This window comes from Zoogloea oryzae, from assembly GCF_030161255.1.
GTDB classification, from domain to species: domain Bacteria; phylum Pseudomonadota; class Gammaproteobacteria; order Burkholderiales; family Rhodocyclaceae; genus Zoogloea; species Zoogloea oryzae.
Window position 1 is genome coordinate 1 of the sequence record NZ_BSPX01000057.1, and the last position, 23717, is coordinate 23717.

General features: G+C 67.5%; 20 protein-coding genes. 4 read left to right on the top strand and 16 right to left on the bottom strand.

The features are described from left to right. The coding region (locus tag QQK25_RS16320) for a TIGR04222 domain-containing membrane protein (protein WP_284188879.1) at positions 1-764 on the top strand (764 nt) is incomplete at its 5' end. Positions 765-769: 5 nt separating this feature from the next. Here the strand turns inward: QQK25_RS16320 and QQK25_RS16325 are convergent. The 7 genes from QQK25_RS16325 to QQK25_RS16355 all read right to left on the bottom strand — a co-directional run bounded on the left by QQK25_RS16325 (position 770) and on the right by QQK25_RS16355 (position 9093). Continuing rightward, entirely contained in the window at positions 770-1192 is a 423-nt protein-coding gene (locus QQK25_RS16325) for an acyl-CoA thioesterase (RefSeq protein ID WP_284188880.1), read from the bottom strand. A gap of 97 nt (positions 1193-1289) precedes the next feature. Beyond that, positions 1290-2852 carry an acyl CoA:acetate/3-ketoacid CoA transferase gene (locus QQK25_RS16330; protein WP_284188881.1) on the bottom strand — a complete coding sequence of 521 codons (1563 nt, stop codon included), beginning with the start codon at positions 2850-2852 and terminating at the stop codon, positions 1290-1292. Between the two features lie 10 nt (positions 2853-2862). After that, positions 2863-3630: a 3-hydroxyacyl-CoA dehydrogenase gene (locus QQK25_RS16335; RefSeq protein WP_284188882.1), complete on the bottom strand. Its 768-nt coding sequence runs from the start codon at positions 3628-3630 to the stop codon at positions 2863-2865. A gap of 372 nt (positions 3631-4002) precedes the next feature. Continuing rightward, positions 4003-5253, bottom strand: coding sequence for a thiolase family protein (locus tag QQK25_RS16340; protein WP_284188883.1), 1251 nt, complete (start codon positions 5251-5253; stop codon positions 4003-4005). Between the two features lie 3 nt (positions 5254-5256). Next, positions 5257-6015 (bottom strand): crotonase/enoyl-CoA hydratase family protein, encoded by a 759-nt coding sequence (locus QQK25_RS16345; protein WP_284188884.1) that lies wholly within the window; start codon positions 6013-6015, stop codon positions 5257-5259. 60 nt (positions 6016-6075) lie between these two features. Continuing rightward, positions 6076-7941 carry a feruloyl-CoA synthase gene (locus QQK25_RS16350; RefSeq protein WP_284188885.1) on the bottom strand — a complete coding sequence of 622 codons (1866 nt, stop codon included), beginning with the start codon at positions 7939-7941 and terminating at the stop codon, positions 6076-6078. A 12-nt stretch (positions 7942-7953) separates the two neighbouring features. Next, positions 7954-9093, bottom strand: coding sequence for an ABC transporter substrate-binding protein (locus tag QQK25_RS16355; RefSeq protein ID WP_153162738.1), 1140 nt, complete (start codon positions 9091-9093; stop codon positions 7954-7956). Positions 9094-9216: 123 nt separating this feature from the next. On the opposite strand from QQK25_RS16355, the gene QQK25_RS16360 reads away from it, so the two are divergent. Beyond that, the gene (locus QQK25_RS16360; protein WP_284188886.1) at positions 9217-11025 is read left to right on the top strand and encodes an acyl-CoA dehydrogenase; all 1809 of its coding nucleotides are present in this window, start codon (positions 9217-9219) and stop codon (positions 11023-11025) included. 500 nt (positions 11026-11525) lie between these two features. Beyond that, on the top strand, positions 11526-12242 hold the full coding sequence (locus QQK25_RS16365; protein ID WP_284188887.1) for a response regulator transcription factor: 717 nt from the start codon (positions 11526-11528) through the stop codon (positions 12240-12242). Here the strand turns inward: QQK25_RS16365 and QQK25_RS16370 are convergent. The 9 genes from QQK25_RS16370 to QQK25_RS16410 form a co-directional block, all read right to left on the bottom strand. Then, complete coding sequence (locus QQK25_RS16370) at positions 12239-13177, bottom strand: helix-turn-helix transcriptional regulator (protein ID WP_284188888.1); 939 nt, start codon at positions 13175-13177, stop codon at positions 12239-12241. The two genes, QQK25_RS16365 and QQK25_RS16370, sit on opposite strands and share 4 nt — an antisense overlap. Before the next feature lie 56 nt (positions 13178-13233). Then, on the bottom strand, positions 13234-13980 hold the full coding sequence (locus QQK25_RS16375) for an ABC transporter ATP-binding protein (protein ID WP_284188889.1): 747 nt from the start codon (positions 13978-13980) through the stop codon (positions 13234-13236). An 11-nt stretch (positions 13981-13991) separates the two neighbouring features. Continuing rightward, a complete protein-coding gene (locus QQK25_RS16380) occupies positions 13992-15782 on the bottom strand; it encodes a branched-chain amino acid ABC transporter ATP-binding protein/permease (protein ID WP_284188904.1) in 1791 nt (596 codons plus the stop codon). Positions 15783-15838: 56 nt separating this feature from the next. Then, a complete protein-coding gene (locus tag QQK25_RS16385; protein ID WP_284188890.1) occupies positions 15839-16876 on the bottom strand; it encodes a branched-chain amino acid ABC transporter permease in 1038 nt (345 codons plus the stop codon). Between the two features lie 260 nt (positions 16877-17136). Beyond that, complete coding sequence (locus tag QQK25_RS16390; protein WP_284188891.1) at positions 17137-17721, bottom strand: hemerythrin domain-containing protein; 585 nt, start codon at positions 17719-17721, stop codon at positions 17137-17139. A 58-nt stretch (positions 17722-17779) separates the two neighbouring features. Beyond that, positions 17780-18529: an ABC transporter ATP-binding protein gene (locus tag QQK25_RS16395; RefSeq protein ID WP_284188892.1), complete on the bottom strand. Its 750-nt coding sequence runs from the start codon at positions 18527-18529 to the stop codon at positions 17780-17782. A 1-nt stretch (position 18530) separates the two neighbouring features. Beyond that, positions 18531-20366: a branched-chain amino acid ABC transporter ATP-binding protein/permease gene (locus QQK25_RS16400; RefSeq protein ID WP_284188893.1), complete on the bottom strand. Its 1836-nt coding sequence runs from the start codon at positions 20364-20366 to the stop codon at positions 18531-18533. Beyond that, entirely contained in the window at positions 20363-21391 is a 1029-nt protein-coding gene (locus tag QQK25_RS16405) for a branched-chain amino acid ABC transporter permease (protein ID WP_284188894.1), read from the bottom strand. The genes QQK25_RS16400 and QQK25_RS16405 overlap by 4 nt, the downstream gene beginning before the upstream one ends. 122 nt (positions 21392-21513) lie before the next feature. Further along, a complete protein-coding gene (locus tag QQK25_RS16410) occupies positions 21514-22647 on the bottom strand; it encodes an ABC transporter substrate-binding protein (RefSeq protein ID WP_284188895.1) in 1134 nt (377 codons plus the stop codon). Between the two features lie 199 nt (positions 22648-22846). Between QQK25_RS16410 and QQK25_RS16415 the strand changes: the two genes are divergently transcribed. Beyond that, a complete protein-coding gene (locus QQK25_RS16415) occupies positions 22847-23665 on the top strand; it encodes a DNA-binding transcriptional regulator (RefSeq protein ID WP_284188896.1) in 819 nt (272 codons plus the stop codon). The last annotated feature ends 52 nt before the right edge of the window (positions 23666-23717 follow it).

The following is a 23717-nucleotide window of genomic DNA, read 5'->3' on the forward strand; positions in this document are numbered from 1 at the left end:
TGGCCGCGGGGCTGCGATGCGCCCTCACCGGCAGCGCCGCGCCCGGCGATTCGCGCTTCCGTCGGCTCGACCTCTACGCCCTGGCCTACCTGGCCGGCCGCCGCCGACGGGTGCTGGAGACCGCCGCCGGCCGGCTGCACCAGCAGGGCTGCATCGCCTTCCCGGAGGGCAACCAACGCTGGGAGGCCGTCCAGCCGCCCCCTGCCGACGCCCACCCGGTCGAGCGCGGCCTCTTCAACCACGTGCTGTCCGGCAAGACCATCCACACCCGGCAGTTGAGCCCCGACCTGAACGCGGCGATTGCCGACCTGCACCGGACACTCCAGGCCGAAGGGCTGATCCCCGGCCGCCTGCCCGGGCTGCTGGCCGCCCTCGGCGGCGCGGCGACGCTGGCCGGGGTGGCGATAGTGGGCGGGCTGCGGTGGTGGCACGGGATGATCCAGGGCAAGCCGGTGCTCTTCGTCGCGCTGCTCACGCTGGTGGCGGGCGGGCTCGCACTGTACCTGCTCAAGCCGCCCCGGCTCACCGGAGCAGGCCGTCACGCCCTGCGGCAGACCCGCCTGCGGGTGCCACGGAGCAAGCCGATCGGGCAGCTCGACCCGATGCTGATGACCGTGCTGGCCCTCTTCGGGCTCGGAGCGCTGGCCGACAACGCGCTGGCCGACCTGAAGGCCGCCCTCCAGCCGCCCAGTTCATCGTCCTCCGGTGGGGACGGGGGCGACGGTGGAGACGGTGGTGGGTGCGGAGGCGGCTGCGGCGGCTGACGCCCTCAGTCGCCGCACATCGCCCGAATCCCCGCCGGCACCGCCACCGCGCGGATCACCGGCGGATCGACCGAGTCCCGCACCGCAAACACCCGCACCTCGCGCCCTTCGGCGAGCACCGTGTCGCCCCGCCGGGCCACGTGGCGCATCACGAAGCTCTTGCCGCTCCAGCGGTCCACCCAGCTCTCGATCTCGATGTCCTCGCCGTAGGTGGCGGGGTTGCGAAAGCTCGCCTGGGCGTCCACCAGCGGCGTGCCGATGAGGCCGGAGCCGCGTTCGGTGTCGCGCCAGCTGGGCACGCCGCAGGCGGTGAAGAACTCGCGGCTGGCGGTGTCGAACCACCGGAAGTAATTGGAAAAATGCACGATCTGCGCCGGGTCGCAATCGACGAAGGCGATGCGATAGCGATGGATGTGGTGATAGCCCACGGCGGGCTCCTTTCAAGATTGACGGACGAAAAAAACGGCTGCGGGGACCTGAGCCGCGCAGCCGTGAACGAGCGAAGATCGGAAGGGAAAGACCGCCCTATCGGCCGCCGATCCGCTCGGAGAGATGACCCCATTCGGGCTGGAACAAACCAGCATCCATCAGCTGCACGTCGCGCATGATGGGCGGGAAGGCCATGTGCGCCACCACGTCGCGCTGGATGTCGATGCCCGGCGCCACCTCCAGCAGCTCCATGCCTTCGGCGCTCAGCTGAAACACCGCCCGCTCGGTGACGTACAGCACCGTCTGGCCGATGCTCGCCGCGTAGTGGCCGCTGAAGGTGATCTGCTCGACCTGCTCGATGAACTTGCGGCTCTTGCCCTCCTTCACGATCTTCAGCCGGCCGCCCTCCACGCCGATCTCCAGCCCGCCGGCGGTGAAGGTGCCGCAGAACACCACCTTCTTGGCGTTCTGGGTGATGTTGATGAAGCCGCCGCAGCCCACCGGGCGCCCGCTGAACTTGCTCACGTTCACATTGCCCTGGCCGTCGGTCTGGGCGAGGCCCAGGAAGGCCACGTCGATGCCGCCACCGTCGTAAAAATCAAACTGCGCCGGCTGCTCCACCACCGCCTCGGCGTTGGAGGCATGGCCAAAATCGAAGCCCGCCGCCGGCACGCCGCCGATGGGGCCGGTCTCCAGCGTGAGCGCCATCAGGTGTTCGATCTTCTCCTCCGCCGCCACCGACGCCACACCCTCGGGCATTCCGATGCCCAGGTTCACCACCGCGCCGGGCTTGAGCTCCATCGCCGCCCGCCGGGCGATGATCTTGCGCTCGTCCAGCGGCAGGGGCTGCATCGCCCGGGTGGGCACCTTGATGTCGCCGGCGTACACCGGGTTGAAGTAGGTGTTCATCGTCTGGAGGTGGTATTCCGGCCGGCCGATCACGATGTAATCCACCAGAATGCCGGGGATCTTCACCTCCTTCGGGTGCAGGGTGCCGTTCTTGACGATGTGCTCCACCTGCACGATCACGATGCCGCCGCTGGCCCGCGCCGCCTGGGCGATGGACAGCGACTCCAGCAGCACGCCCTCCCGCGCCATCGACACGTTGCCGTTCTCGTCGGCAAACGAGCCGCGCAGCAGCGCCACATCCACCTTCGGGTTGCGGTAGTACAGCCACTCCTCGCCATCCAGATGCACCACCTCCACCAGATCCTCGGTGGCGGACGCATTCACCTTGCCGCCCTCGATGCGCGGATCGACGAAGGTATCCAGACCCACCTTGGTCAGAAAACCCGGCCGCCGCCCGGCGATCTGCTTGGGCAGCTGCACCAGCACGCCTTGCGGCAGGTTGTAGGCCTCGATCTTGTTTTCCATGATGAGGCGCATCAGCTCCGGCCCGCCGACGCCAAAATGGCCGCCGACGATACGCTTGAGCAGGCCTTCGCGGGCGAAGTGATGCACGCCGCGATCCTTGCCGTTGCCCACGCCGGTGGCGTGGTAGAGGGTGAGATCCCGCGGGTGGCCAGTGGCCTCGAAGGATTCGCGGATCGCCAGCACCGCCTCTTCGGCAAAGCCGGCGAGGCCCATGCCGGTGCAGTACACCGTGGCGCCGTTCTTGACCAGATGCCCCACGTCGGAGGGCGCAATGATTCGAGCCATCGCAGCCCCCTTACTTGGCCGACAGGCGCACGGCGCCATCGAGGCGGATCACTTCGCCATTGAGCATCACGTTCTCGACGATCGAGCGCACCAGCTGGGCAAACTCCGCCGGCCGCCCGAGCCGCGGCGGGAAGGGCGTCGCCTTGCCGAGCGAATCCTGCACGTCCTGGGGCAGCGCCTCCATCATCGGGGTGAGGAACAGCCCCGGCGCGACGGCATTCACGCGGATGCCCGAGCGGGCCAGCTCGCGGGCCACGGGCAGGGTCATGCCCACCACGCCGGCCTTCGATGCCGCGTAGGCCGCCTGGCCCACCTGACCTTCAAAGGCCGCCACCGACGCGGTATTGACGATCACGCCGCGCTCGCCCTCGGCGTTGGGCGTGCCCGCCGCCATCGCCGCCGCGGCCAGCCGAACCATGTTGAAGGCGCCCACGAGATTGATGTTCACCGTGCGGGCGAAGCTATCGAGGGGATGCGGGCCTTCCTTGCCCAGCACCTTCCAGGCGGGGCCGACGCCGGCGCAGTTGATGAGACCGTGGAGCGCGCCGAAGCGGCTCACCGCCAGATCGACCGCTGCCTTGCCGTCGGCTTCGCTGGTGATGTCGGTCTTGATGAAGGCCACGCGGTCGCCAAGCTGGGCGGCAAGGGTCTCGCCCTTGTCCACGCCCACGTCGGCGATCACGACCTTCGCCCCGCCGGCGTGCAGGTTGCGGACGGTGGCTTCGCCGAGGCCTGAGGCGCCGCCGGTGACGATGAAAACGGAATCCTGAATGTGCATGTGCTTGTCTCCTTCCAGTGCCCGGCTGCTGGGCCGGTGCTGTGATCTTTTCGTTCGGAGCGAAAGTTTTCGCCCGTCACGTTGAATGTCGAATCGTTGGCCGGGGACTCGCCCCCGGCGGGCGACTTCCTTTCTTGTCTCGCCAAGAAAGGAAGCAAAGAAGGCGACCTGGCTTCACCGGTCGGCCTGCGGCCGACTGCCCTGCGCTGCTCACAACAGGCGGCCGGCGCAGAACTCGCCCTTCGGGCTCAGACAGCTGCGCCAGAAGGCCCCGCCTGTTGTTGCGCTGCTCGGCGGTTCAGACGGGCTCTGGGCAAGCACCTCGCCTTTGCTGAACCTACGCAAGTGACTTGCGCTGGGGTTGGTGGGGGGCTAGGCCCGTTCCACCAGAATCGCCATCCCCTGCCCGCCGCCGACACACGCCGAGGCGATGCCGAACTGCTGGTCGTCGAGCTGGAGCTGGCGCGACACGGTGTGGGTGAGGCGCATGCCGGAGGCGCCCAGCGGGTGGCCGATGGCGATGGCGCCGCCGCGGGTGTTGGCGCGGTCGCGGTCGAGGCCCAGTTCGCGTTCGCAGCCCAAATACTGGGCGCCGAAGGCTTCGTTGATCTCGACCCGGCCCACGTCGCCCAGCGTCAGGCCAGCCTTGGCCAGCACGGCGCGGATCGCCGGGGCGGGGCCGATGCCCATGATCTCGGGCGGCACGCCGGCCACCGCGCCGCCGACGATGCGGGCCAGCGGCTTGAGGCCGTGGGCGCGCACGTAATCGCCGGACGCCACCAGCACCGCGGCGGCGCCGTCGACAATGGCCGAGCTGTTGCCGCCGGTCTGCACGCCCTTGAAGGCGGGCTTGAGCTTCTGCAGGGTGTCGAGGCTGGTGGGTTTGACGTGCTCGTCGCGCTCGAACACCGTCTTGCGGTCGGCGAGCTTGAGGAAGCGGCTCTGGTAGCCGTCGAGGGCAAACTCCGCGTTGGTCACCGCAGCCACCTCGTCGGCAAAGTAGCCGCCGTCCCACGCCGCGTTGGCGCGGGCGAAGGTCTGGGCGGCGTAGGCATCCACCTCTTCACGGGTGATGCCGTACTTCTGGGCGACGTTCTCGGCGGTGTTGCCCATGCCCTGGCGAGTGGCCGGGTCGGTGAAGGCTTCCCACAGGAAATCCTTGAACTCGATCTGCCCCATGCGGAAGCCGGCGCGGTGGGTGTAGGCCGCCACCGGGTTGCGCGACATGGATTCGGTGCCCACCGCCAGCACCACCTGGGCGCTGCCCAGGGCGATCTGGTTGGCGGCCTGCACGATGGTTTCAAAACCGGTGCCGCAGATGCGCGTGGCGAGCATCGCCGGCGCGGTGGCCGGCACGCCGGCGTAAAGGCCGATGTGGCGCGGCAGGTAGTAGGCGTCGAAACCCGCCTGGGCCATGTTGCCGGCCACCACCGACTGCACGTCGGCGGCGGGGATGCCGGAGCGCTCGAACAGCGCCCGGGCGGCAAAGATGCCCATGTCGATGGGGTTCACGTCGCGCAGCACGCTGTTGTAGTCGGCAAAGGGCGTGCGGGCGCCGGCGACCAGATAGATGTCGTCGTATTGGGTGACCAGCGCGGCGGCGGTGAAATCTTCGTAAGCCATGGCTTAACCTTTCTTCCGGTTGAGGAATTCCTGCATGCGGCGGTTGGCTTCGTCGCTGCTCTGGGCGATCGCGGCCGCGAGGGATTCGGTGTAGAGGCCGTTGGCCATGGACATGTCGCCGATGTTGGCAACAGCGGTGATCGACGCCCAGTTGGAGAGCGGCGCGTTGGTGGCGATCTGGCGGGCGAGCAGCAGCGCCTCGTCCAGCGCCTTGCCTTCTTCCACCAGGTAGTGCGACAGGCCGAGCCGGTAGCCGTCTTCAGCGTTGTAGCGGCGGCCGGTGAGCATCATCTCGGTCATGCGGTCGGGGCCGATGATCTTGGAGACGCGCACCGAGGCACCGCCGCCCACGAAGATGCCGCGCTGGCCTTCGGGCAGCTGGTAGAAGGTGGTCTTGTCGGCCACGCGCACATGGGTGCTGGTGGCGAGCTCGAGCCCGCCGCCCACCACCGCGCCGTGCAGCGCCGACACCACCGGCCGGCCGCCAAACTGGATCTTCTGGAAGACCCGGTGCCACCACTGGGAGTGCTGCAGCACTTCAAACGGCGAGCGGATCTGGTGCTCCGACAGGTCCAGCCCGGCCGAGAAGTGCGCGCCCTCGCCGGAGATCACCACCACCGTGGCGTCGGCGCCGAGGCTGTCAAAGCAGGCCTCGAGATCCTCCAGCAGGCCGTTGTTCACCGCGTTGCGCTTGGCCGGCCGGTTGAGCCGGATGTGGGCGATGCTGTCTTCGAGGGTGACCAGGATGTTTTCGTAATTCATGCTCTTTTCCTTGTTGTGGCACGCGGGGGTGCTGTTCTCCCGGCTCGTGCGTGTTGCTTGTCAGGCGGCCCCGGCCGGCAGGATCACGCTATGGTCCGGCTCGTCGGCGTGCAGGCGCAGCACCAGATCGGCGCGGCGCGTCAGCACGAGGCGCTGGTTGATGTAGCCCTTGTCGGTGATCTCCCCGGCGTCGATGGAGGGCGGCTCCACCAGCAGCATCGCCCGCGCCGCCGAGCCCGCCGAACCGCCGCCTTCCTTCTTGAGCCGCGCCAGGCCGCGGGCGACCATCGCGCGCACCGAGGGCTGGTGCAGCAGTTCTTCCACCGACGCATCGGCCGGCAGGTTGGCGGAGAGCTTTCGCAGCTCGGGGATGTTGGGGAAGATCAGGAAGCCGATCTCGTCGCGGTCGTGGCCGGTGACCACGATGTCCTGGGCCACCGGCACCAGGGCGTCGAGGCCCTTCATGCGCAGCGCGCCCACATGCACCCAGGTGCCGGTGACGAGCTTGAAGTCCTCACCCACGCGCCCGTCGAAGAGCAGGCCCTTCTGGGGCTTGGTGGGGTCGACGAACTCCACCGCGTCGCCGATCTTGTAAAAGCCCTCCTCGTCGAAGGCGGCCTTCGACAGCTCGGGCAGCTTCCAGTAGCCGGGCATCACGTTGTGGCCGCGCACCCGCACTTCCATCTTGTCGGCGGACGGCACCAGCTTGAGCTCGGTGCCGGGGATGGGGATGCCGATCACGCCGGAACGCTCCGGCGCAAAGTGGCTGTCGGTGCACAGGGGCGCGGTCTCGGTCGAACCCCAGCCCGACACCAGCGGCACCTGGAAGCCGAGGGTCTCCAGCGACAGGCGGTTGAGTTCGTCGTACAAGTGCTGGGGCAGCGCGGCGGCGGCGTAGAAGATCACCTGCAGGTTCTTGAAGAAGGCTTCCCGCAGGCCGGCATCCTCGTGCAGCGCCGACACCAGCATGTCGAAGCCCCGCGGCACGTTGAGGTACACCGTGGGCGACACCTCGCGCAGGTTCTTCAGGCTGGTCTCGAACAACGCGCCCGGCACCGGCTTGCCGGCATCGAGGTACAGCGTGCCGCCGTTACGCAGCACCATGTTGAAGTTGTGGTTGCTGCCGAAGGTGTGGCTCCAGGGCAGCCAGTCCACGATCACCGGCGGCTGGGCTTCGAGGAAGGGCCAGATCTGCGCCTTGGCCTGCTGGTTGGAGCAGATCATGTGCTGGGTGTTGATCACCGCCTTCGGCGCCCCCACCGAGCCCGAGGTGAACAGAAACTTGGCAATCGTGTGGCCATTGACCTGGGCGTAGGCGGCATCCACCGCCGCGGCGTCGGTGCGCTCCAGCAGCGCGGCAAACGGCACCGCCCCCTCGCCCGCACCGCCGGCCGTGCCGGCCACCACCACCCCGTCGTGGAGGGGCGCGATGGCCGCCAGCGCCGGGGCAAAGCGGGCGTGGTGCTCCACGAAGATCACCCCGGGGGTGATGTGCTCGATGTTGCTCTTGAGCTTGGCAAAATCCTTCGACACCAGCGAATAAGCCTGGGAGATCGCCGACACCGGCACGCCAATGTGCATCGCCGCCAGCATCAGAATGGCGTGCTCGACGCTGTTGTCGGAGAGCACCACCACCGGGCGCTCCACCGACAGGTTCTGCCCCAGCAGCCAGGTGGCCACGGCGCGCACGCGGGCCAGGGCCTCGGCGTAGCTCACCCGCGCCCACTCGCCGTCGGCACCGCGTTCGGCGATGAAGGTGCGCTCGGGCGCCTCGGCGGCCCAGCGCTCCAGGTGGTCGCCGAGCCGGGCCGGCACGGCACCGAGGGTCATCGGCGAGCGCAGGATGCGGCTGCCGTCGGCGCGGTGCTCCACCATCACGGTGGCCGGCGCGAACAGCCTGCCGGGATCACGAATGATCGTTGTCATCGTTCGCGCTCCTTATTTGCCGGAAAGCATCTTCCACTCGCCGCCGGTCACGCGCACCAGCACCCGGGCGCGCTCGTCCAGCCCGAAGTGGTCGTTGGCGCTCATGTTGAACACACCGTGGGCGCCGGCGATCTCGCGCTCGGCCTCGATGGCGTCGCGCAGGCCCTTGCGGAAGGCGGGCGTGCCCGGCTTGCCGGCCTTGAGCGCGGCGGGCACGGCCTTCTCGATGAGCTTGTAGGCATCGTAGGCGTAAGCGCCGAAGGACGACACGCTGCCCGGGCCGTACTTGGCCTCGTACAGCTTGATGTATTCCAGCGCCGGCTTCTTGGACGGATGCGAATCCGGCAGCTGGGCCGCCACAGCCACCGGGCCGATGGGCAGGATGCCGCCTTCGACGGCCTTGCCGCCGACCTTCAGGAATTCTTTATTGGCGGCAGCGTGGGTCTGGTAGATCTGGCCCTTGTAGCCGCGCTCGAACAAGGTGGTGTGGGGCAGCGCGGCCGGCGTGCCGGAGCCGGCGACCATCACCGCGTCGGGCTTGGCGGCCACCAGCTTGAGCACCTGCCCGCTCACCGAGGTATCGACCCGGTTGTAGCGCTCCACCGCCACCAGCTTGATGCCGGCGGCTTCGGTGGCGGCGGTGATCTGCTTGAGCCAGTCTTCGCCGTAGGGATCGTTGAAGCCGATGAAGCCCAGCGTCTTCACGCCGGTTTCGCGCATGTGGCCCACCAGCGCCTTGGCCATCAGCGAGTTGTGCTGGGGCGCGCGGAAGACCCAGGTGTTCTTGGCAGCCGGCAGATCCACCGGGCACATGGCCACCTGCGGGGTAGCGGTTTCGTTGGCCACTTCGGCGATCGCCGCGCAGGCCGGGGTGCTGGACGAACCCACCAGCACATCCACCTTGTCTTCGGTCACCAGCTTGCGGGCGTTCTTGGTGGCCTGGCCGGGATCGGTGGCGTCGTCCAGCACGATGTAGTTGATCTTCTCGCCGGCGATGGTGGTCGGCAGGATCGCGAAGGTGTTCTTCTCGGGGATGCCGAGGGACGCCGCCGGGCCGGTGGCCGAGACGGACACGCCGATGTTGATGTCGGCCTGGGCAACGCCGGCAGCGGCGATCAGGACGAGGGCGGGCAGTGCAGTGTGCTTCTTCATGGTGTCTCCTCCGTGGGATTTGATCCCGTTTTTGTATCAGATATGAGATTTTTAACCGCGAACAAAATATACTTTACAATACTCACGGATTGCAAGAGATCGTATGTGATATTCGGAGGAGACATGAACAATTACCAAGCCCCCCTGCGCGATATGCGCTTCGTGATTCATGAACTGGTCGGCAGCAGCCCGATCTGCGCCCTGCCGGCCTACGCCGACTGCGACGCAGGGCTGATCGACGCGGTGCTGGAAGAAGCCGGCCGCTTTGCCGGCGACATCCTTTCGCCCCTCAACCCGGTGGGCGACCGGGATGGCGCGCGCTGGCAGACAGGCGCCGACGGCAAGGGCGAGGTGCGCACCGCCGCCGGCTTTGCCGATGCCTATCGGCACTTTGCCGAAGGCGGCTGGATGGCCCTGCCCTGCCCGCCCGAGTTCGACGGCCAGGGCCTGCCGCGCCTGCTGGCGGTGGCGGTGAGCGAGATGTGGAAGTCAGCCAACCTGTCGTTCTCCCATGTGGTCACGCTCACCCACGGCGCTATCGAGGCGCTGCTGATCGCCGGCTCCGACGCCATGAAAGCCACCTGGCTGCCCAAGCTCGTCTCCGGCGAATGGACGGGCACCATGAACATCACCGAGCCCCAGGCCGGCTCGGATCTCGCCGCCATCAACTGCAAGGCCGTGCCACAAGCCGACGGCAGCTACCGCATCAGCGGCCAGAAGATCTTCATCACCTACGGCGACCACGACATGGCCGCCAACATCGTGCATCTGGTGCTGGCCCGCACGCCGGACGCCCCGCCGGGGGTCAAGGGCCTGTCGCTGTTCATCGTGCCCAAGTTCATCCTCGATGCGGACGGCAAGCAGGGCGAACACAACGACGTGTATTGCACGTCCATCGAGCACAAGCTGGGCGTGCATGGCAGCCCCACCACCACGCTGGTCCACGGCGACCACGGCGGGTCGACCGGCTACCTGATCGGCGAGCTGGGCCGTGGGCTGGAGATCATGTTCGTGATGATGAATTCGGCGCGGCTGTCGGTGGGCACCGAAGGCCTGGGCGTCGCCCAGCGGGCCTGGCAGCTGGCGTCGGAATACGCAAAGGAGCGGGTGCAAGGCACCGACGTGACGCAAAAAGGCGGCAAGTCGGTCGCCATCGTCCGCCACCCGGACGTGCGCCGCATGCTGATGACGCAACGCGCCCACACCGAGGCGATCCGCGCGCTGGCTTACAGCGTGGCGGCGTTGCAGGACATCGCCCATCAATCGGACGACGCCGAGGCCCGCGCCGCCGCCCACCGCCGCGTGGAGCTGCTCACCCCGGTGCTCAAGGGCTGGAGCACCGAGAGCGCGGTGGAGCTCACCTCCCTGGCGATCCAGGTGTTTGGCGGGATGGGATTTGTGGAGGAGACCGGCATCTCGCAATACATGCGCGACGCCCGCATCACCCCGATCTACGAAGGCACCACCGCGATCCAGGCGGCGGACCTCGCCGGCCGCAAGCTCACCCGCGACCGGGGCGCCGTGCTCGCCACACTGCTGGCCGACATGCGCGCCGATCAGGCCGCCCTCGCCGGCGCCGGCGACGCGAACCTCACCGACATCGCCACCCGCCTCGCCGCCGGGCTGGACGACCTGCACGCCGCCAGCGAAACCCTCATCACGCGCATGGGCAGCAACCCCGCCGCCGCCCTGGTGGTGGCCGAGCCCTTCCTCAAGCTTGCCGGCACCGTGATCGGCGGCTGGCTGATGGCGAAGGCCGCGAAGGTGGCCCACGACGCCATCGCCGCCGGCAGCAGCGATCCGTTCTACCGGGAGAAGCTCGCCTCAGCCCAGTTCTACGCGAGCCACATCCTCCCGAAGAGCGCCGGCCTGCGGATCACCGTGGAATCGGACAACAGCCTGCTGCTCGGGCTGCCGGACGAAGCGTTCTGATCCATCCCCAATCACCCGGCGCCATTCGCGATGCGCCGGGTGAAATTGCCAATCGCAGGTCGCAGATTGGCAATGTGCGGCCTCCGATTGGCAATTTCACGCCTCGATTGGCAATCGGAGGCGTCAACATTCGAATCTGTCGACGCAGATTGCCAATCTGGCGCTGCGATTGCCAATCTGCACCTTCAAACTGTCAATCTGACAGGCCACACCGTCAAACTGTCACCGCACAATCCTTCTCGCTGCCACGCCAACCCGTCCGGCGGGGGCGGATTTGCTGGCCGATTGCGCCAGTCACGGGTGGCGCCGCAAGCTGCGCCATCGCGGGCATGAAACATGCATTGTCGTAGCGCCGAATCGCGCTGACACCGCGACCAGAACGGCAACGACATCGCCCAACGCTCCCGCGCCACCGCGGCAGACACAGCGCCCCACCCCGCCTGCCCGCAGGCTCCCCCCCAGGATTGGCAATCATGCGCGTCGCGCTGATCTCTTCATTCATGGCTTTCTCCAGCGCGCTCCATGCAGCCCTCCTGCGGGGGGGCTTTTCGGTGCAGCGCTATGAAGACGAAGCCCAGCTCGCCCGCGACGCGGGGCAGATCCATTTTGACGTGTTGCTGGTGGATGCCGCCGGCCTCGTCGGCCATGTCTCGCGCAGCCTGTGCCGATTGGCTGGCCGGGACGGATTCGATGCGGCGCTGATCTTCTTCAACGGCCCTGATCGCGAACCCCTTCTGGCCGACGCCTTTACCCACGGGGCCGACGACTTCATCCGGCGCGGCACCGGGCACCGGGAACTGCTGGCCCGCATAGAAGCCGTGCTGCGCCGGCGCATGCGTTCGCACGTGATCGGCCGCCCTGTTGCGCTGCAGGTTGCGCCGTATGCCTTCGATTTGAACGCACGCATCGCCCGCCTGCACGGCGTGACCGTGCCGCTCACCGACCGGGAGTTCGATCTGGCCCTGCTGCTGTTCCGCAACATCGGCCGGCTGTTCTCGCGGGATCATCTGCTCGCCACGTTCTGGCACGGCCAGTACAGCAGCCGCACCGTGGATACCCACGTGAGCCGCGTGCGCCGGCGCCTGATGCTAGACGCGCGGCATGGACTGCGGCTGGTTTCAGAGTACGGGCGGGGCTACCGCCTCAAACGGGTACGTGCATCCCGGGCTGCGCCGGGGCACGAGGCGACCCGGCCGGCAGACGGCAGCGCGCCTTAGGCGTCCATCTGCCCCACGATGCGCGCCACCACCTCATCCACGCTCAGTTGCGTGGTGTCCACGTCGAACGCGGCCATCCGGTAGAGGTGATCGCGGGCCTCAAGGGTGCGGTGGATGTTGTCCATCGCCTCGCGGTAGAGGGCCGGCTTGGCGATGCGGATGTCGTGCTGGTCCATCACCCGGCGGAAATGGGTGTCGGGTTCGGCGTGGAGCCACACGGTGAAGAAGGAGTTGAGCAGGATCTCGTAGGTGAGCGGTTCGGCCACGATGCCGCCGCCGGTGGCGAGCACCACCTGGGGGTGCTTCACCACCACCTGTTCGAGGCAGCGGCGCTCCAGGTTGCGGTAGCCGGACTGGCCGTAGAGCGTGATGATCTCCTGCAGGCTGAGGCCGGCTTCTTCTTCCACCTCACGGTTGAGCTCGACGAAGGGCCGGCCTAGGCGCGTAGCCAGGGCCTGGCCAACCGTCGACTTGCCCGCACCGCGCAGCCCGGTGAGCACGATCCGATCCTTGCGCACGCCTTCGGCGGGCTGGAAATCCGCAAAGATCTGCTCGCGGATGCGCGCGAGGTTGGACACCGGCTGGCGCTTGAGGAATTCGACGATCAGGTTGAGATCGCCGGCGCGAGCTTCTTCGTCGCCAAAGAGGCTCGCCACCGACTGGTTGAGGGCCTTCGCCACCTTGCCCAGCACCACCACCGACACGTTGCCCTGGGAGCTTTCCATGCGCGCCAGGTGCGGCAGCGACACGCCGGACTGCTCGGCCAGGTTCTTGCGCGTCATGCCCCGCTGGCCGCGGAAATGGCGGATGTTGCGGGCCAGCACCGCCAGCAGCGCTGCCGAATCCGCATCCAGCCCGGCCGCCGGGGTTTCGGCCTGCACTTCCGTCTGGACTTCCTTCTCGTCCTGCTCCGCTGCCACGATGTCGCCTGTCATTTTTTGCAATCGCACATTTTAGCGCCTGACAGGCGATCGCCCAACGGTCCGACGTGTTACGTGGCCAGCATGTCCTGGTGCTTGCTGCCGAAGCCCAGATAGGCCTCGACCACCCGCGGGTCGTCGGCGAGATCGGACGCCTTGCCTTCCATCGCCACCGCGCCCATCTCCAGCACGTAGGCGTAGTCGGCCACCTGCAGCGCGGCGCGGGCGTTCTGCTCCACCAGCAGGATCGACACGCCCCGCTCCCGCAGGCCGGCGATGATGCGGAAGATCTCCCGCACGATCAGCGGCGCGAGGCCCAGGCTCGGCTCGTCGAGCATCAGCAGCTTGGGCTTGCCCATCAGCGCGCGGCCGATGGCGAGCATCTGACGTTCGCCGCCCGACATCGTCGCCGCGGCCTGGGCGCGCCGTTCCTTGAGCCGCGGGAAGAGCTCGAACACCTCGTCCATCGTCTTCGCCTGATCCCGGTGCCCCTGCCGATAGCGCTGGAAGGCGCCCAGCAGCAGGTTGTCCTCGACGCTCATCTCGCCAAACAGGTCGCGCTTCTCGGGCACCAGGGCGAGGCCCTGGATCACCCGCTTCTCCACGTTGGCGCGGCGCTGGGCGTGGCCGTCGAAGACGATGCGCCCGGACGAGTTCATCAGCCCCATGATCGCCGCGAGGCTGGTGGTCTTGCCGGCGCCGTTGGGGCCGATCACCGTGACGATCTGCCCGGCGCCCACCTTGAGGCTGACGTCATGCACCGCCTCGACCTTGCCATAATTGACCCGCAGGTCCTGCACTTCGAGCAGCGTGCTCATTCGACCGCCGTTCATTCCACACCTCCCAGATAGGCCGCGAGCACGCGCTCGTTCTGCTGGATTTCCTCCGGCAGGCCCTCGGCGATCTTCTCGCCAAACTCCATCACCACGATCCGATCGACCAGCCCCATCACGAAATCCATGTCGTGCTCGACCAGCAGGATCGCCACGCCTTCGGCTTTCAGCTTCTTGAGCAGCTCGCCCAGGGCCTCCTTCTCCTTGAAGCGCAGACCGGCGGCGGGTTCGTCCAGCAGCAGCAGGCAGGGGTCGGCCGCCAGCGCCCGGGCGATCTCGACGATGCGCTGCTGGCCCAGGGCCAGGGAGCCGGCCTCGTCGTGCATGTGGGCTTCGAGCCCCACGCGGCGGATCTGCCGGGCGGCCTCGGCCAGCAGGCGTTCCTCTTCCTTGCGGTCGAGGCGCCAGGCGGCGGGGAAGACGCCGGTAGAACCGCGCAGATGGGTGCCGATGGCCACGTTCTCCAGCACGCTCATCCGCGGCAGCAGACGCACGTGCTGGAAGCTGCGGCTCATCCCAAGACGCGCGATCTCGCGGGAGTCGTGCCCCGCCACCGCCTTGCCGGTGAAGATGATCTCGCCCGAAGTGGGCGTATCGACGCCGGAGATCTGGTTGAACATGGTGCTCTTGCCGGCGCCGTTGGGGCCGATCAGCGCCAGGATCTCGCCGGCCTTCACGCTGAAGTTCATGTTGTTGTTGGCGACGAGGCCACCGAACCGGCGCGTCACATCCTTCACTTCCAGGATCGTCTCGCCGCGGGTCGGCATCGTGCGGCGCGGCAGCGCGGCGGCGGAATCCGACACCGCCTTGGGCGCGGCCTTCACCCGCAGCACGCGCAGCACCGCCGGCCACAGACCCTCCCGCGCCCTGTGCAGGATCAGCAGCAGCAACATGCCGAAGATGATGATCTCGAAGTTGCCCGAATGGCCGAACACCCGCGGCAGGAAATCCTGCAGCCACTGGTTGAGCAGCGTCACCAGCCCGGCGCCCACCACCGCGCCCCACACGTAGCCGGCGCCGCCCACCACCGCCATGAAGAGGTACTCGATGCCGTGGTGCAGCCCGAAGGGCGACGGATTCACCAGCCGCTGCATGTGGGCGTACAGCCAGCCGGCCGCCGCCGCGTGCAGTGCCGCGATCACGAAGATCACGATGCGCGAGCGCGAGGTATCCACGCCCATCGCCTCGGCCATCACCACGCCGCCCTTGAGCGCGCGGATCGCCCGCCCCTCGCGGGAATCCAGCAGGTTCTGGGTGGTGACCACCGCCGCCAGCAGGAAGGCCCAGATGAGGTAGTAGATCTCCGGGCCTTCATCCAGCGCCCAGCTGCCGATGCGGATCGGCGGCAGGCCCGAGATGCCGCTCTGGGCGCCCAGGAAATCCAGCGTGCCGAACAGGAAGTACAGGCTGATGCCCCAGGCAATCGTGCCCAGCGGCAGGTAGTGCCCGGACAGCCGCAGCGTGAGCGAACCCAGCAGCAGCGCGATGAGCCCGGTGATCACCAGCCCGACACCCAGCGTGAGCCACGGCGACGCGCCTGCCCAGGCGATCCAGCCGGGCAGGCTGGTGGAGGTGGTGAGCACCGCGGTGGTGTAGGCGCCCACGCCCACAAAGGCCGCCTGCCCGAAGCTGGTGAGCCCGCCCACGCCGGTGAGCAGCACCAGCCCCACCGCCACCAGCGCCGAGATGCCGATGTAGTTGAGCAGGGTGACGTAATAGGGCGGCAGCACCGCCGGCAGCACCGCCAGCACGGCGACCACCGCCAGCAGGCGCAGTACGTTCTTCATCGGGCTGGCAGCCCCTTGCTGCGGCGCGCTGCCGACCGACGTTTGCACATGGGTGTTCATTCTTCGTCCTCCACGTGATGACTGTTGAAGGAGCGCCACAGCAGCACCGGGATGATCAGCGTGAACACCAGCACCTCCTTGAAGGCGCTCGCCCAGAACGACGAGAAGGATTCCAGCAGGCCCACCAGCACCGCGCCGGCCGCCGCCAGCGGATAGCTCGCCAGCCCGCCGATGATCGCGGCCACAAAACCCTTCAGGCCGATGAGAAAGCCCGTGTCGTAGTAGATCGTGGTGATCGGCCCGATCAAGAGGCCCGAGAAAGTGCCCAGCAGCGCTGCCAGCAGAAAGGTGAGCTTGCCGGCAACCACCGGCGAGATGCCCATCAGCTTGGCGCCGGATTGATTCACCGCCGTCGCCCGCAGCGCCTTGCCGTACAGCGTGCGGGCAAAGAAGGCGTACAGCCCGACGATGAAGGCCAGAGAGCAGCCCACCACCCAGATCGTCTGCAGGTTGATGGTGAACTCGCCGAAAGTCAGGCTGCCTTCCGAGAACGGCGCGGTGCGCACGCCCTCGGCGCCGAAGAACACCAGCCCGAGGCCGGTGAGGATCAGATGCACCGCGACCGAGGCGATCAGCAGCACCAGCACGCTGGTGTCGGCGATGGGCTGGTAGGCGATGCGGTAAATCATCGGCCCCAGCGGCACGAGGATCGCCAGCGTGAGCCCGATCTGCGCGACCATCGGCAAGCCGCTGCCATCCACGCTGTAAAGCAGCGCGGCCAGCGCCAGTGGATAGGCGAGATTCCAGCCCACGAGGCCGCCGACGCCTTCCATGTCCTTGTCGCGCACCCGGCCGATCAGGTCGATCACCGCCACGAAGGCGCCCATCGCCACCAGCAGCCACACCGTGGCCGGCACCTTGCCGGCCTGCAGCGCGGCCAGGGTGAGCGCCCCGAAGGCGACGAACTCGCCCTGGGGAATGAAGATCACCCGGGTGACCGAGAAGACGAGGACCAGGGCCAACGCCAGCAAGGCGTAAATCGCCCCACCGGTCACCCCGTCCTGTCCGAGTATCAAAACGATTCCTGCATCCAAGGCCGAACCCCTCTCCTTAACCAGACTTCCGTCAAGCCGCATCTAATATTTGATATAAGCGGCACCTATCCTCCAACAAATATACTTTATACGATATCTTTAAGTTGCAACAACTCTTTTTTGATATCTTTTATGAGCAGCGCACCCGGCGAACGCTCAAAAAAGAACCGGCCACCTGAAATCAGGTGGCCGGTTCGTGGCGTGCTGCGCGGCAGGAAGGGGCGAACCGCCAGCGGCGGCGCAGGGTTCAGCTCAGGCGATCAACCCCGGTACGGGCCGGCGCCCAGGCCGATCGGCGCCGGCGCGGCGGCGACGAGCTTCGAGAACACGTCGGCGAAGTCTTCCGGCTTGCCGCGGGTGCCGCTCATGGGGTCGCGGTCCTGCGTAAAGGCGCGATCCACCTCGGCCCAGTCTTCGGCGGTGAGCACCTTGCGGGCCAGCGGCAGGGCTTCGCGCTCTTCCAGCATCATGTGGCTGCGGTAGAAGTCGGCGTAGTGGTCGAAGGCGGCGGCGAAGTCGGCGAGCTTGGTCGGATCGGCGGCGTAGGCAGCCAGCGCCGCCTCCAGGGCCTGGATGCGCTCGGCGGAGGCCTGGTGCTGGCGGTCCAGCTCGGCAAGCGCCTCGGCGCCTTCGTCGGTGCGGGCCTTGAGGCGGGCGAAGAGGATGTCTTCCTTCGGGTGGTGGCGCTTCTCGGGGTAGGCGTCGAGGTAGTGGATCATCGCCTCGAAGAGCTTGAGATCCGGCTGCAGGCGGCCGGAGACGACTTCCTTGAGCATGAAGCGGACGGCGTGGAGGATGGCGGCGAGGGACTGGTGTTCGTCGCCGAGGATGCGAAGGGCTTCCATCGGAAGGGTTCTCCTGAAACGGGGCGGCACCGCAACCGGCCGCGTCGCCCCCGGTTGCTTACGTGGCCAGCATGGCCTGGTGCTTGCTGCCGAGGCCCAGATAGCTCTCGATGACGCGGGGGTCGTCGCGCAGGGACTGGGCGTCGCCGTGCATCTTGATGCCGCCGTTCTCCAGCACGTAGGCGTAGTCGGCCACCTGCAGCGCGGCGCGGGCGTTCTGCTCGACCAGCAGGATCGACACCCCGCGGCGGCGCAGCTCGGTGATGATGCGGAAGATCTCGCGGACGATCAGCGGCGCAAGGCCCAGGCTCGGCTCGTCGAGCATCAGCAGCTTGGGCTTGGCCATCAGCGCGCGGCCCACCGCCAGCATCTGGCGCTCGCCGCCCGACATGGTGCCGGCCGCCTGGGTGCGACGTTCCTTCAGCCGCGGGAAGAGCGCGTACACCTCTTCCATCGTCTGCTGGTGATCCCGGTGGCCACTGCGGTGGCGCTGGAAGGCGCCCAGCAGCAGGTTGTCCTCGATGCTCATGGAGCCGAACAGCTCGCGCTTCTCGGGCACGAGGTTCATCCCTCGCACCACCATGCGCTCGACTTCCGGCACCTGCTCGATGCTGCCATCGAAGGCCACCTCGCCCCTGGACGGCAGCAGGCCCATGATCGCTGACAGGGTGGTCGTCTTGCCGGCGCCGTTGGGGCCAATCACGGTGACGATCTTGCCTTCACCAACGCTGAGGTTCACATTGCTCACCGCCTCGACCTTGCCGTAGGCGACGGAGAGGTTCTTCACCTCGAGTACGTTCGTGCTCATCTCACACGCCTCCCAAGTAGGCTTCAAGCACGGCCGGATCCTTCTGCACATCCTCCGGCAGGCCCTCGGCGATCTTCTCGCCGAACTCCATCACCACCACCCGATCGACCAGGCTCATCACGAAGTCCATGTCGTGCTCGACGATGAGCACCGCCATGCCTTCGGACTTGAGACGGCGCAGCAGGTCGGCCAGGGCCTGCTTCTCCTTCAGACGCAGGCCGGCGGCGGGTTCGTCGAGCAGCAGCAGGCACGGGTCGGAACACAGGGCGCGGGCGATCTCGAGGATGCGCTGCTGGCCGAGGGCCAGGCTGCCGGCTTCCTCGTACATGAAATCCTTGAGGCCGACGCGTTCCACCTGGATCGCGGCTTCCTTCAGGAGCCGCGCTTCCTCGTCCCGCTCCAGGCGCCACGCGGCGGGCACGACGCCCTTGCTGCCGCGCCGGTGGGCGCCGATGGCGACGTTTTCGAGCACGGTCATCTTGGGCAGCAGACGCACGTGCTGGAAGGTGCGGCTCATGCCCAGCGCGGCGATCTCCCGCGAGCTGTGGCCGGCCACCGACTTGCCGCGGAACAGCACCTCGCCAGACGTGGGCGTATCCACGCCGGAGAGCTGGTTGAACATGGTGCTCTTGCCGGCGCCGTTGGGGCCGATGAGCGCGAGGATCTCCCCGGCCTTCACGTGCAGGCTCATGTTGTTGTTGGCGACGAGGCCGCCAAACTTGCGGGTGACGTTCTTCGCTTCGAGGATCGTCTCGCCCATGGGCGGCTGGGGCTTCTTCGGCAGATCCAGCGCGGCGCGATCGATGGTCTTGGGCGCGGCGCGCACCGGCACCAGGCCGGCGATCAGCGGCCACAGGCCGTCGCGGGCGCGCTGCAGCACGATCACCATCATCACGCCAAACACGATCACCTCGAAGTTGCCGGCGCTGCCGAACACCTTGGGCAGGATGTCCTGCAGCCACTGCTTGAGCACGGTGATGACGCCCGCGCCGACGATGGCGCCCCACACCTGCCCCGCGCCGCCCACGACGGCCATGAACAGGTATTCGATGCCGATGTGCAGGCCGAAGGGCGTCGGGTTAACAAAGCGCTGCATGTGGGCGTAGAGCCAGCCGGCGGTACAGGCCTGCAGCGCGGCGAGCACGAAGATCACCATCCGCGCCCGGGACGTATCCACGCCCATCGCCTCGGCCATCACCATGCCGCCCTTCAGCGCCCGGATCGCCCGCCCCTCGCGGGAATCCAGCAGGTTGTGGGTGGTAAAGAGGGCGACCAGCAAAAAGATCCACACCAGATAGTAGTAATGCCGGTTGTCGAGGAGCTCGAAACCGAACAGGCTGACCGGCGGAATGCCCGACATGCCGCCGTGGCCGCCGAGGAACTCCATGTTGCCGAACAGGAAGTACAGGCTGATGCCCCAGGCCATCGTGCCCAGGGGCAGGAAGTGGCCGGAGAGCTTGAGCGTCACCGAGCCGAGGATGATCGCCACCAGCGCGGTGAGCACCAGCCCGGCGATGAGCGACAGCCACGGCGAGGTGCCGGCAAAAGCCAGCCAGCCGGGCAGCTCCTGGGACGTGGTGAGCCACGCGCTGGTGTAGGCGCCAAGGCCCACGAAGGCCGCCTGGCCGAAGCTGGTGAGGCCGCCGACGCCAGTCAGCAGCACCAGGCCGAGGGCCACCATCGCCGACAGACCGATGTAGTTGAGCAGGGTGACGTAGAAATCCGGCAGCACCAGCGGGGCCGCGGCAAGCAGCACCAGGAAGGCAGCCAGCACGCTGCGCGGGCCGATGCGCGAGGCACCGGCGGGCAGCACCTGGGTTTGGGCAGGCGAGTTCATTCTTCTTCCTCCACGTGGTGGGAAGTGAGGGAGCGCCAGATCAGGACCGGGATGATCAGGGTGAACACGATCACGTCCTTGAAGGCGCTCGCCCAGAAGGACGAGAAGGATTCCAGCAGGCCTACGAGGATCGCGCCGCCCGCTGCGAGCGGGTAGCTGGCGAGGCCGCCGATGATGGCCGCGACGAAGCCCTTGAGGCCGATCAGGAAGCCGCTGTCGTAGTAGATGGTGGTGAGCGGCGCGACCAGCACGCCGGACAGCACGCCGATGACGGCCGCCAGCAGGAAGGTGAGCCGCCCGGCCAGCGCCGGCGAGATGCCCATCAGGCGCGCGCCATTGCGGTTGATGGCGGTGGCGCGCAGGGCCTTGCCGTAAAGGCTGCGGTCAAAGAACAGGTACAGCCCGACGATCAGCACCAGCGAGGCGACGATCACGAAGATCGTGTGGCCGCCCACCACCAGCGTGCCGAGCTCGATCTGGGCTTCGCTGAAGGGCGTGGTGCGCGAGCCTTCCGGCCCGAACACCAGGAGGCCCAGGCCGACCATCGCCAGATGCACCGCCACCGAGATGATCAGCAGCACCAGCACCGGCGCCTCGGCCACCGGCTGGAAGGCCACCCGGTAGAGCATCGGGCCCAAGGGCACGACGATGGCGAGGGTCAAAATCACCCGCAGCCAGGTGGGCAGCGACGCCAGCGGCACCAGCCACAGGATCGCCGCGACGGCGAGGGGATAGACCAGGTTCCACAGGGCAGAGCGCCCGATGGTGCGCCAGCCGGTGGTCGAGAACGCATCGACCGCCAGCGTGAGCACGCCACAGCCGACCAGCAGCCAGACGGTGCCGGGGAAAGTACCGGCTTCCAGCGCAGCCATGGTGAGCGCGCCCCAGGCCAGCAGCTCGCCCTGGGGAATGAAGATGACCCGGGTGACGGCGAACACCAGCACCAGCGCCAACGCCAGAAGGGCGTAGATGGCACCGTTGGTGACGCCGTCCTGACCGAGCATCGCAATGATTTCGGCATCCATGAACGGACTCCTGACGCAGCGCAAGCCTGCGCGGCGGTACGACGGGTGGGAATCGGAGGGAATGACGCCTCCGGGCGCGGGGGCGGACAGGGTCCGCCGGCCCGGAGGTCAGGCGCGGGTTCTTACTTGACCAGCTTCCAGTGGTTGTTCTCGACCTTGATCAGCACGATGGCGCTGGGGTCGTAACCGGCGTGGTCGGTGGCGGACATGCTGTACACGCCGTTGGTGCCGACCAGCTTGTTCTTCTCGATGTTCTCGCGCACGGCGGCGCGGAACTCCGGCGTGCCCGGCTTGGCCTTGCCCTTCAGGGCGTTGCCGAGGGCGTTCTGGAGCAGCAGCCAGGCATCCCAGCTGGCGCCGGCGAAGGTGGAGCGGGAATCCGGCCCGTACTTGGCCTCCAGGGCCTGCACGAAGGCCACGCCGTTCTTCTTGGTCGGGTGGGTGTCGGGCAGCTGCTCGGCCACCAGCACCGGGCCCACCGGGATCAGCGCGCCTTCGACGGCCTTGCCGCCCACGCGCAGGAACTCCTTGCTGGTCACGCCGTGGGATTGGTAGATGCGGCCCTTGAAGCCACGCTCGCGCAGGGTGATCTGGGGCATCGCGGCGGGCGTGCCGGAGGCACCGACGAACACCGCGTCGGGCTTGGCGCTGATGATCTTCAGCACCTGGGCCTGCACGCTCGGGTCGGCGCGGCCGTAGCGCTCGGAAGCGACGATGTTGATCTTGCTGTCGGCGGCCTTGGTGAGCGCCTTGTGGAGGAGCTCGCCCCACGAATCCGAGAAGCCGATGAAGCCGACGGTCTTCACGCCGTTGGCGACCATGTCGCTTACCACGCGCTGGACCATCAGGTCGGCGGAGGGCTCGGAACGGAACACGAAGCCGCGCTTGTCGCCGGAGACATCCAGCGGGGCGACGGAGATCATCGGCACCTTCTCGGTGTTGGCCACGTCGGCCATGGCGGTGGCGGTGCTGATGAGGTTGGGGCCGAGGATGGCGTCCACCTTGTCTTCGCTGATCAGCTTGCGCACGTTCTTGACGGCGGCGGTGGGGTCGGTGGTGTCGTCGAGCAGGATGAAGTTGATCTTCTCGCCGCCGACGGTGGTCGGGAACATCGACACCGCCTTGCGGGTTTCGGCGCCGAGGGCGGCGGCCGGGCCGGTCATCGAGGCGACGACGCCCACGTTGATGTCGGCCAGGGCAGGCATGGCGGCCAGGGCGCCGACGGTCAGCGCGAACAGGTTTTTGAGTTTGGTCATTATTGTCTCCTCGAGAAGTGGCGCTTCGGTTCTTGTGATGTGCGTTGCCAGACTGCGCGGCGTAGGCGACAGAATGGTCTTATCTTCTTTTATGCCTTGATCAGCGCGATTGATTATAGGAAGCCGGTTTATTGGCTCAAACAATCAAAACAAAACGTCCACTTGTTGCACAATATTGTTTTGACAGGAGCTTTCGACGATGCGCAAGGATGGCGGTGCCGAATACGCCGTGGTTCGCGGCCTCACCCGCGGGCTTGATCTGCTGAAGGCCCTGAACACCCAGGAAGGCGGCCGATCGACCCTCGCCCAGCTCTCCGAAGCCACCGGCCTGCATCGCACCACGGTGCGCCGACTGCTCGAAACCCTGATCGCCGAAGGCTACGTGCGGCGCAGCCGCTCCGACGACCGCTACGTGCTGGCGCTGCATGTGCGCTCGCTCTCCGAAGGCTTCCGCGACGAGGACTGGATCGCCTCCATCGCCGCCCCGGCGCTGGGCGAACTGCTCCAGACCGTAGTGTGGCCTTCAGATCTGGCCACGCCCCAGGGCGCCGAGATGATCATCCGCGAATCCACCCACCGCTTCAGCCCCCTCTCCTTCCACCGGGCGATGGTCGGGCAGACCATGCCGACCCTCCTCACCGCCGCTGGCCGGGCCTTTCTGGCCTATTGCCCCGACGAGCAGCGCGAGCAGATCCTGCACATCGCCCGGGGCGGCAACGACGACCAGGCCCGGCTCGCCGCCGACGACCGCTTCGTGGCCAACATCATCGCCCGCACCCGTGACGCCGGCTACGCCAGCAACGACGGCGAATGGACCTCCCACCGCAAGATCGGCGCCATCGCCCAGCCGGTGATGCACGCCGGCCGGCCAGTGGGCTCGATCAACATCGTCTATCTCAACAAAGCAGTGAGCCTGAAGGAAGCCATCAGCCGCTACCTGCCGGCCCTGCAGAAGGCCGTCGCGCGCATCGAGGCCCAGTTCGCCGACCATCCGCCGCCCCCGCCCCAGGCGGGTTGACGGGGCCGCCGTGGCCCGCCCGGGCGTTACTTCACGCACAAATGTCTCGCTG

Excerpts from the sequence above, each read along its gene's own strand:
- QQK25_RS16330 (WP_284188881.1), bottom strand. The coding sequence starts at position 2,852 with ATGGCTCGAATCATTGCGCCCTCCGACGTGGGGCATCTGGTCAAGAAC.
- QQK25_RS16335 (WP_284188882.1), bottom strand. The coding sequence starts at position 3,630 with ATGCACATTCAGGATTCCGTTTTCATCGTCACCGGCGGCGCCTCAGGC.
- QQK25_RS16340 (WP_284188883.1), bottom strand. The coding sequence starts at position 5,253 with ATGGCTTACGAAGATTTCACCGCCGCCGCGCTGGTCACCCAATACGAC.
- QQK25_RS16345 (WP_284188884.1), bottom strand. The coding sequence starts at position 6,015 with ATGAATTACGAAAACATCCTGGTCACCCTCGAAGACAGCATCGCCCAC.
- QQK25_RS16350 (WP_284188885.1), bottom strand. The coding sequence starts at position 7,941 with ATGACAACGATCATTCGTGATCCCGGCAGGCTGTTCGCGCCGGCCACC.
- QQK25_RS16355 (WP_153162738.1), bottom strand. The coding sequence starts at position 9,093 with ATGAAGAAGCACACTGCACTGCCCGCCCTCGTCCTGATCGCCGCTGCC.
- QQK25_RS16360 (WP_284188886.1), top strand. The coding sequence starts at position 9,217 with ATGAACAATTACCAAGCCCCCCTGCGCGATATGCGCTTCGTGATTCAT.
- QQK25_RS16365 (WP_284188887.1), top strand. The coding sequence starts at position 11,526 with ATGGCTTTCTCCAGCGCGCTCCATGCAGCCCTCCTGCGGGGGGGCTTT.
- QQK25_RS16370 (WP_284188888.1), bottom strand. The coding sequence starts at position 13,177 with ATGACAGGCGACATCGTGGCAGCGGAGCAGGACGAGAAGGAAGTCCAG.
- QQK25_RS16375 (WP_284188889.1), bottom strand. The coding sequence starts at position 13,980 with ATGAGCACGCTGCTCGAAGTGCAGGACCTGCGGGTCAATTATGGCAAG.
- QQK25_RS16380 (WP_284188904.1), bottom strand. The coding sequence starts at position 15,782 with ATGAAGAACGTACTGCGCCTGCTGGCGGTGGTCGCCGTGCTGGCGGTG.
- QQK25_RS16390 (WP_284188891.1), bottom strand. The coding sequence starts at position 17,721 with ATGGAAGCCCTTCGCATCCTCGGCGACGAACACCAGTCCCTCGCCGCC.
- QQK25_RS16395 (WP_284188892.1), bottom strand. The coding sequence starts at position 18,529 with ATGAGCACGAACGTACTCGAGGTGAAGAACCTCTCCGTCGCCTACGGC.
- QQK25_RS16400 (WP_284188893.1), bottom strand. The coding sequence starts at position 20,366 with ATGAACTCGCCTGCCCAAACCCAGGTGCTGCCCGCCGGTGCCTCGCGC.
- QQK25_RS16405 (WP_284188894.1), bottom strand. The coding sequence starts at position 21,391 with ATGGATGCCGAAATCATTGCGATGCTCGGTCAGGACGGCGTCACCAAC.
- QQK25_RS16410 (WP_284188895.1), bottom strand. The coding sequence starts at position 22,647 with ATGACCAAACTCAAAAACCTGTTCGCGCTGACCGTCGGCGCCCTGGCC.
- QQK25_RS16415 (WP_284188896.1), top strand. The coding sequence starts at position 22,847 with ATGCGCAAGGATGGCGGTGCCGAATACGCCGTGGTTCGCGGCCTCACC.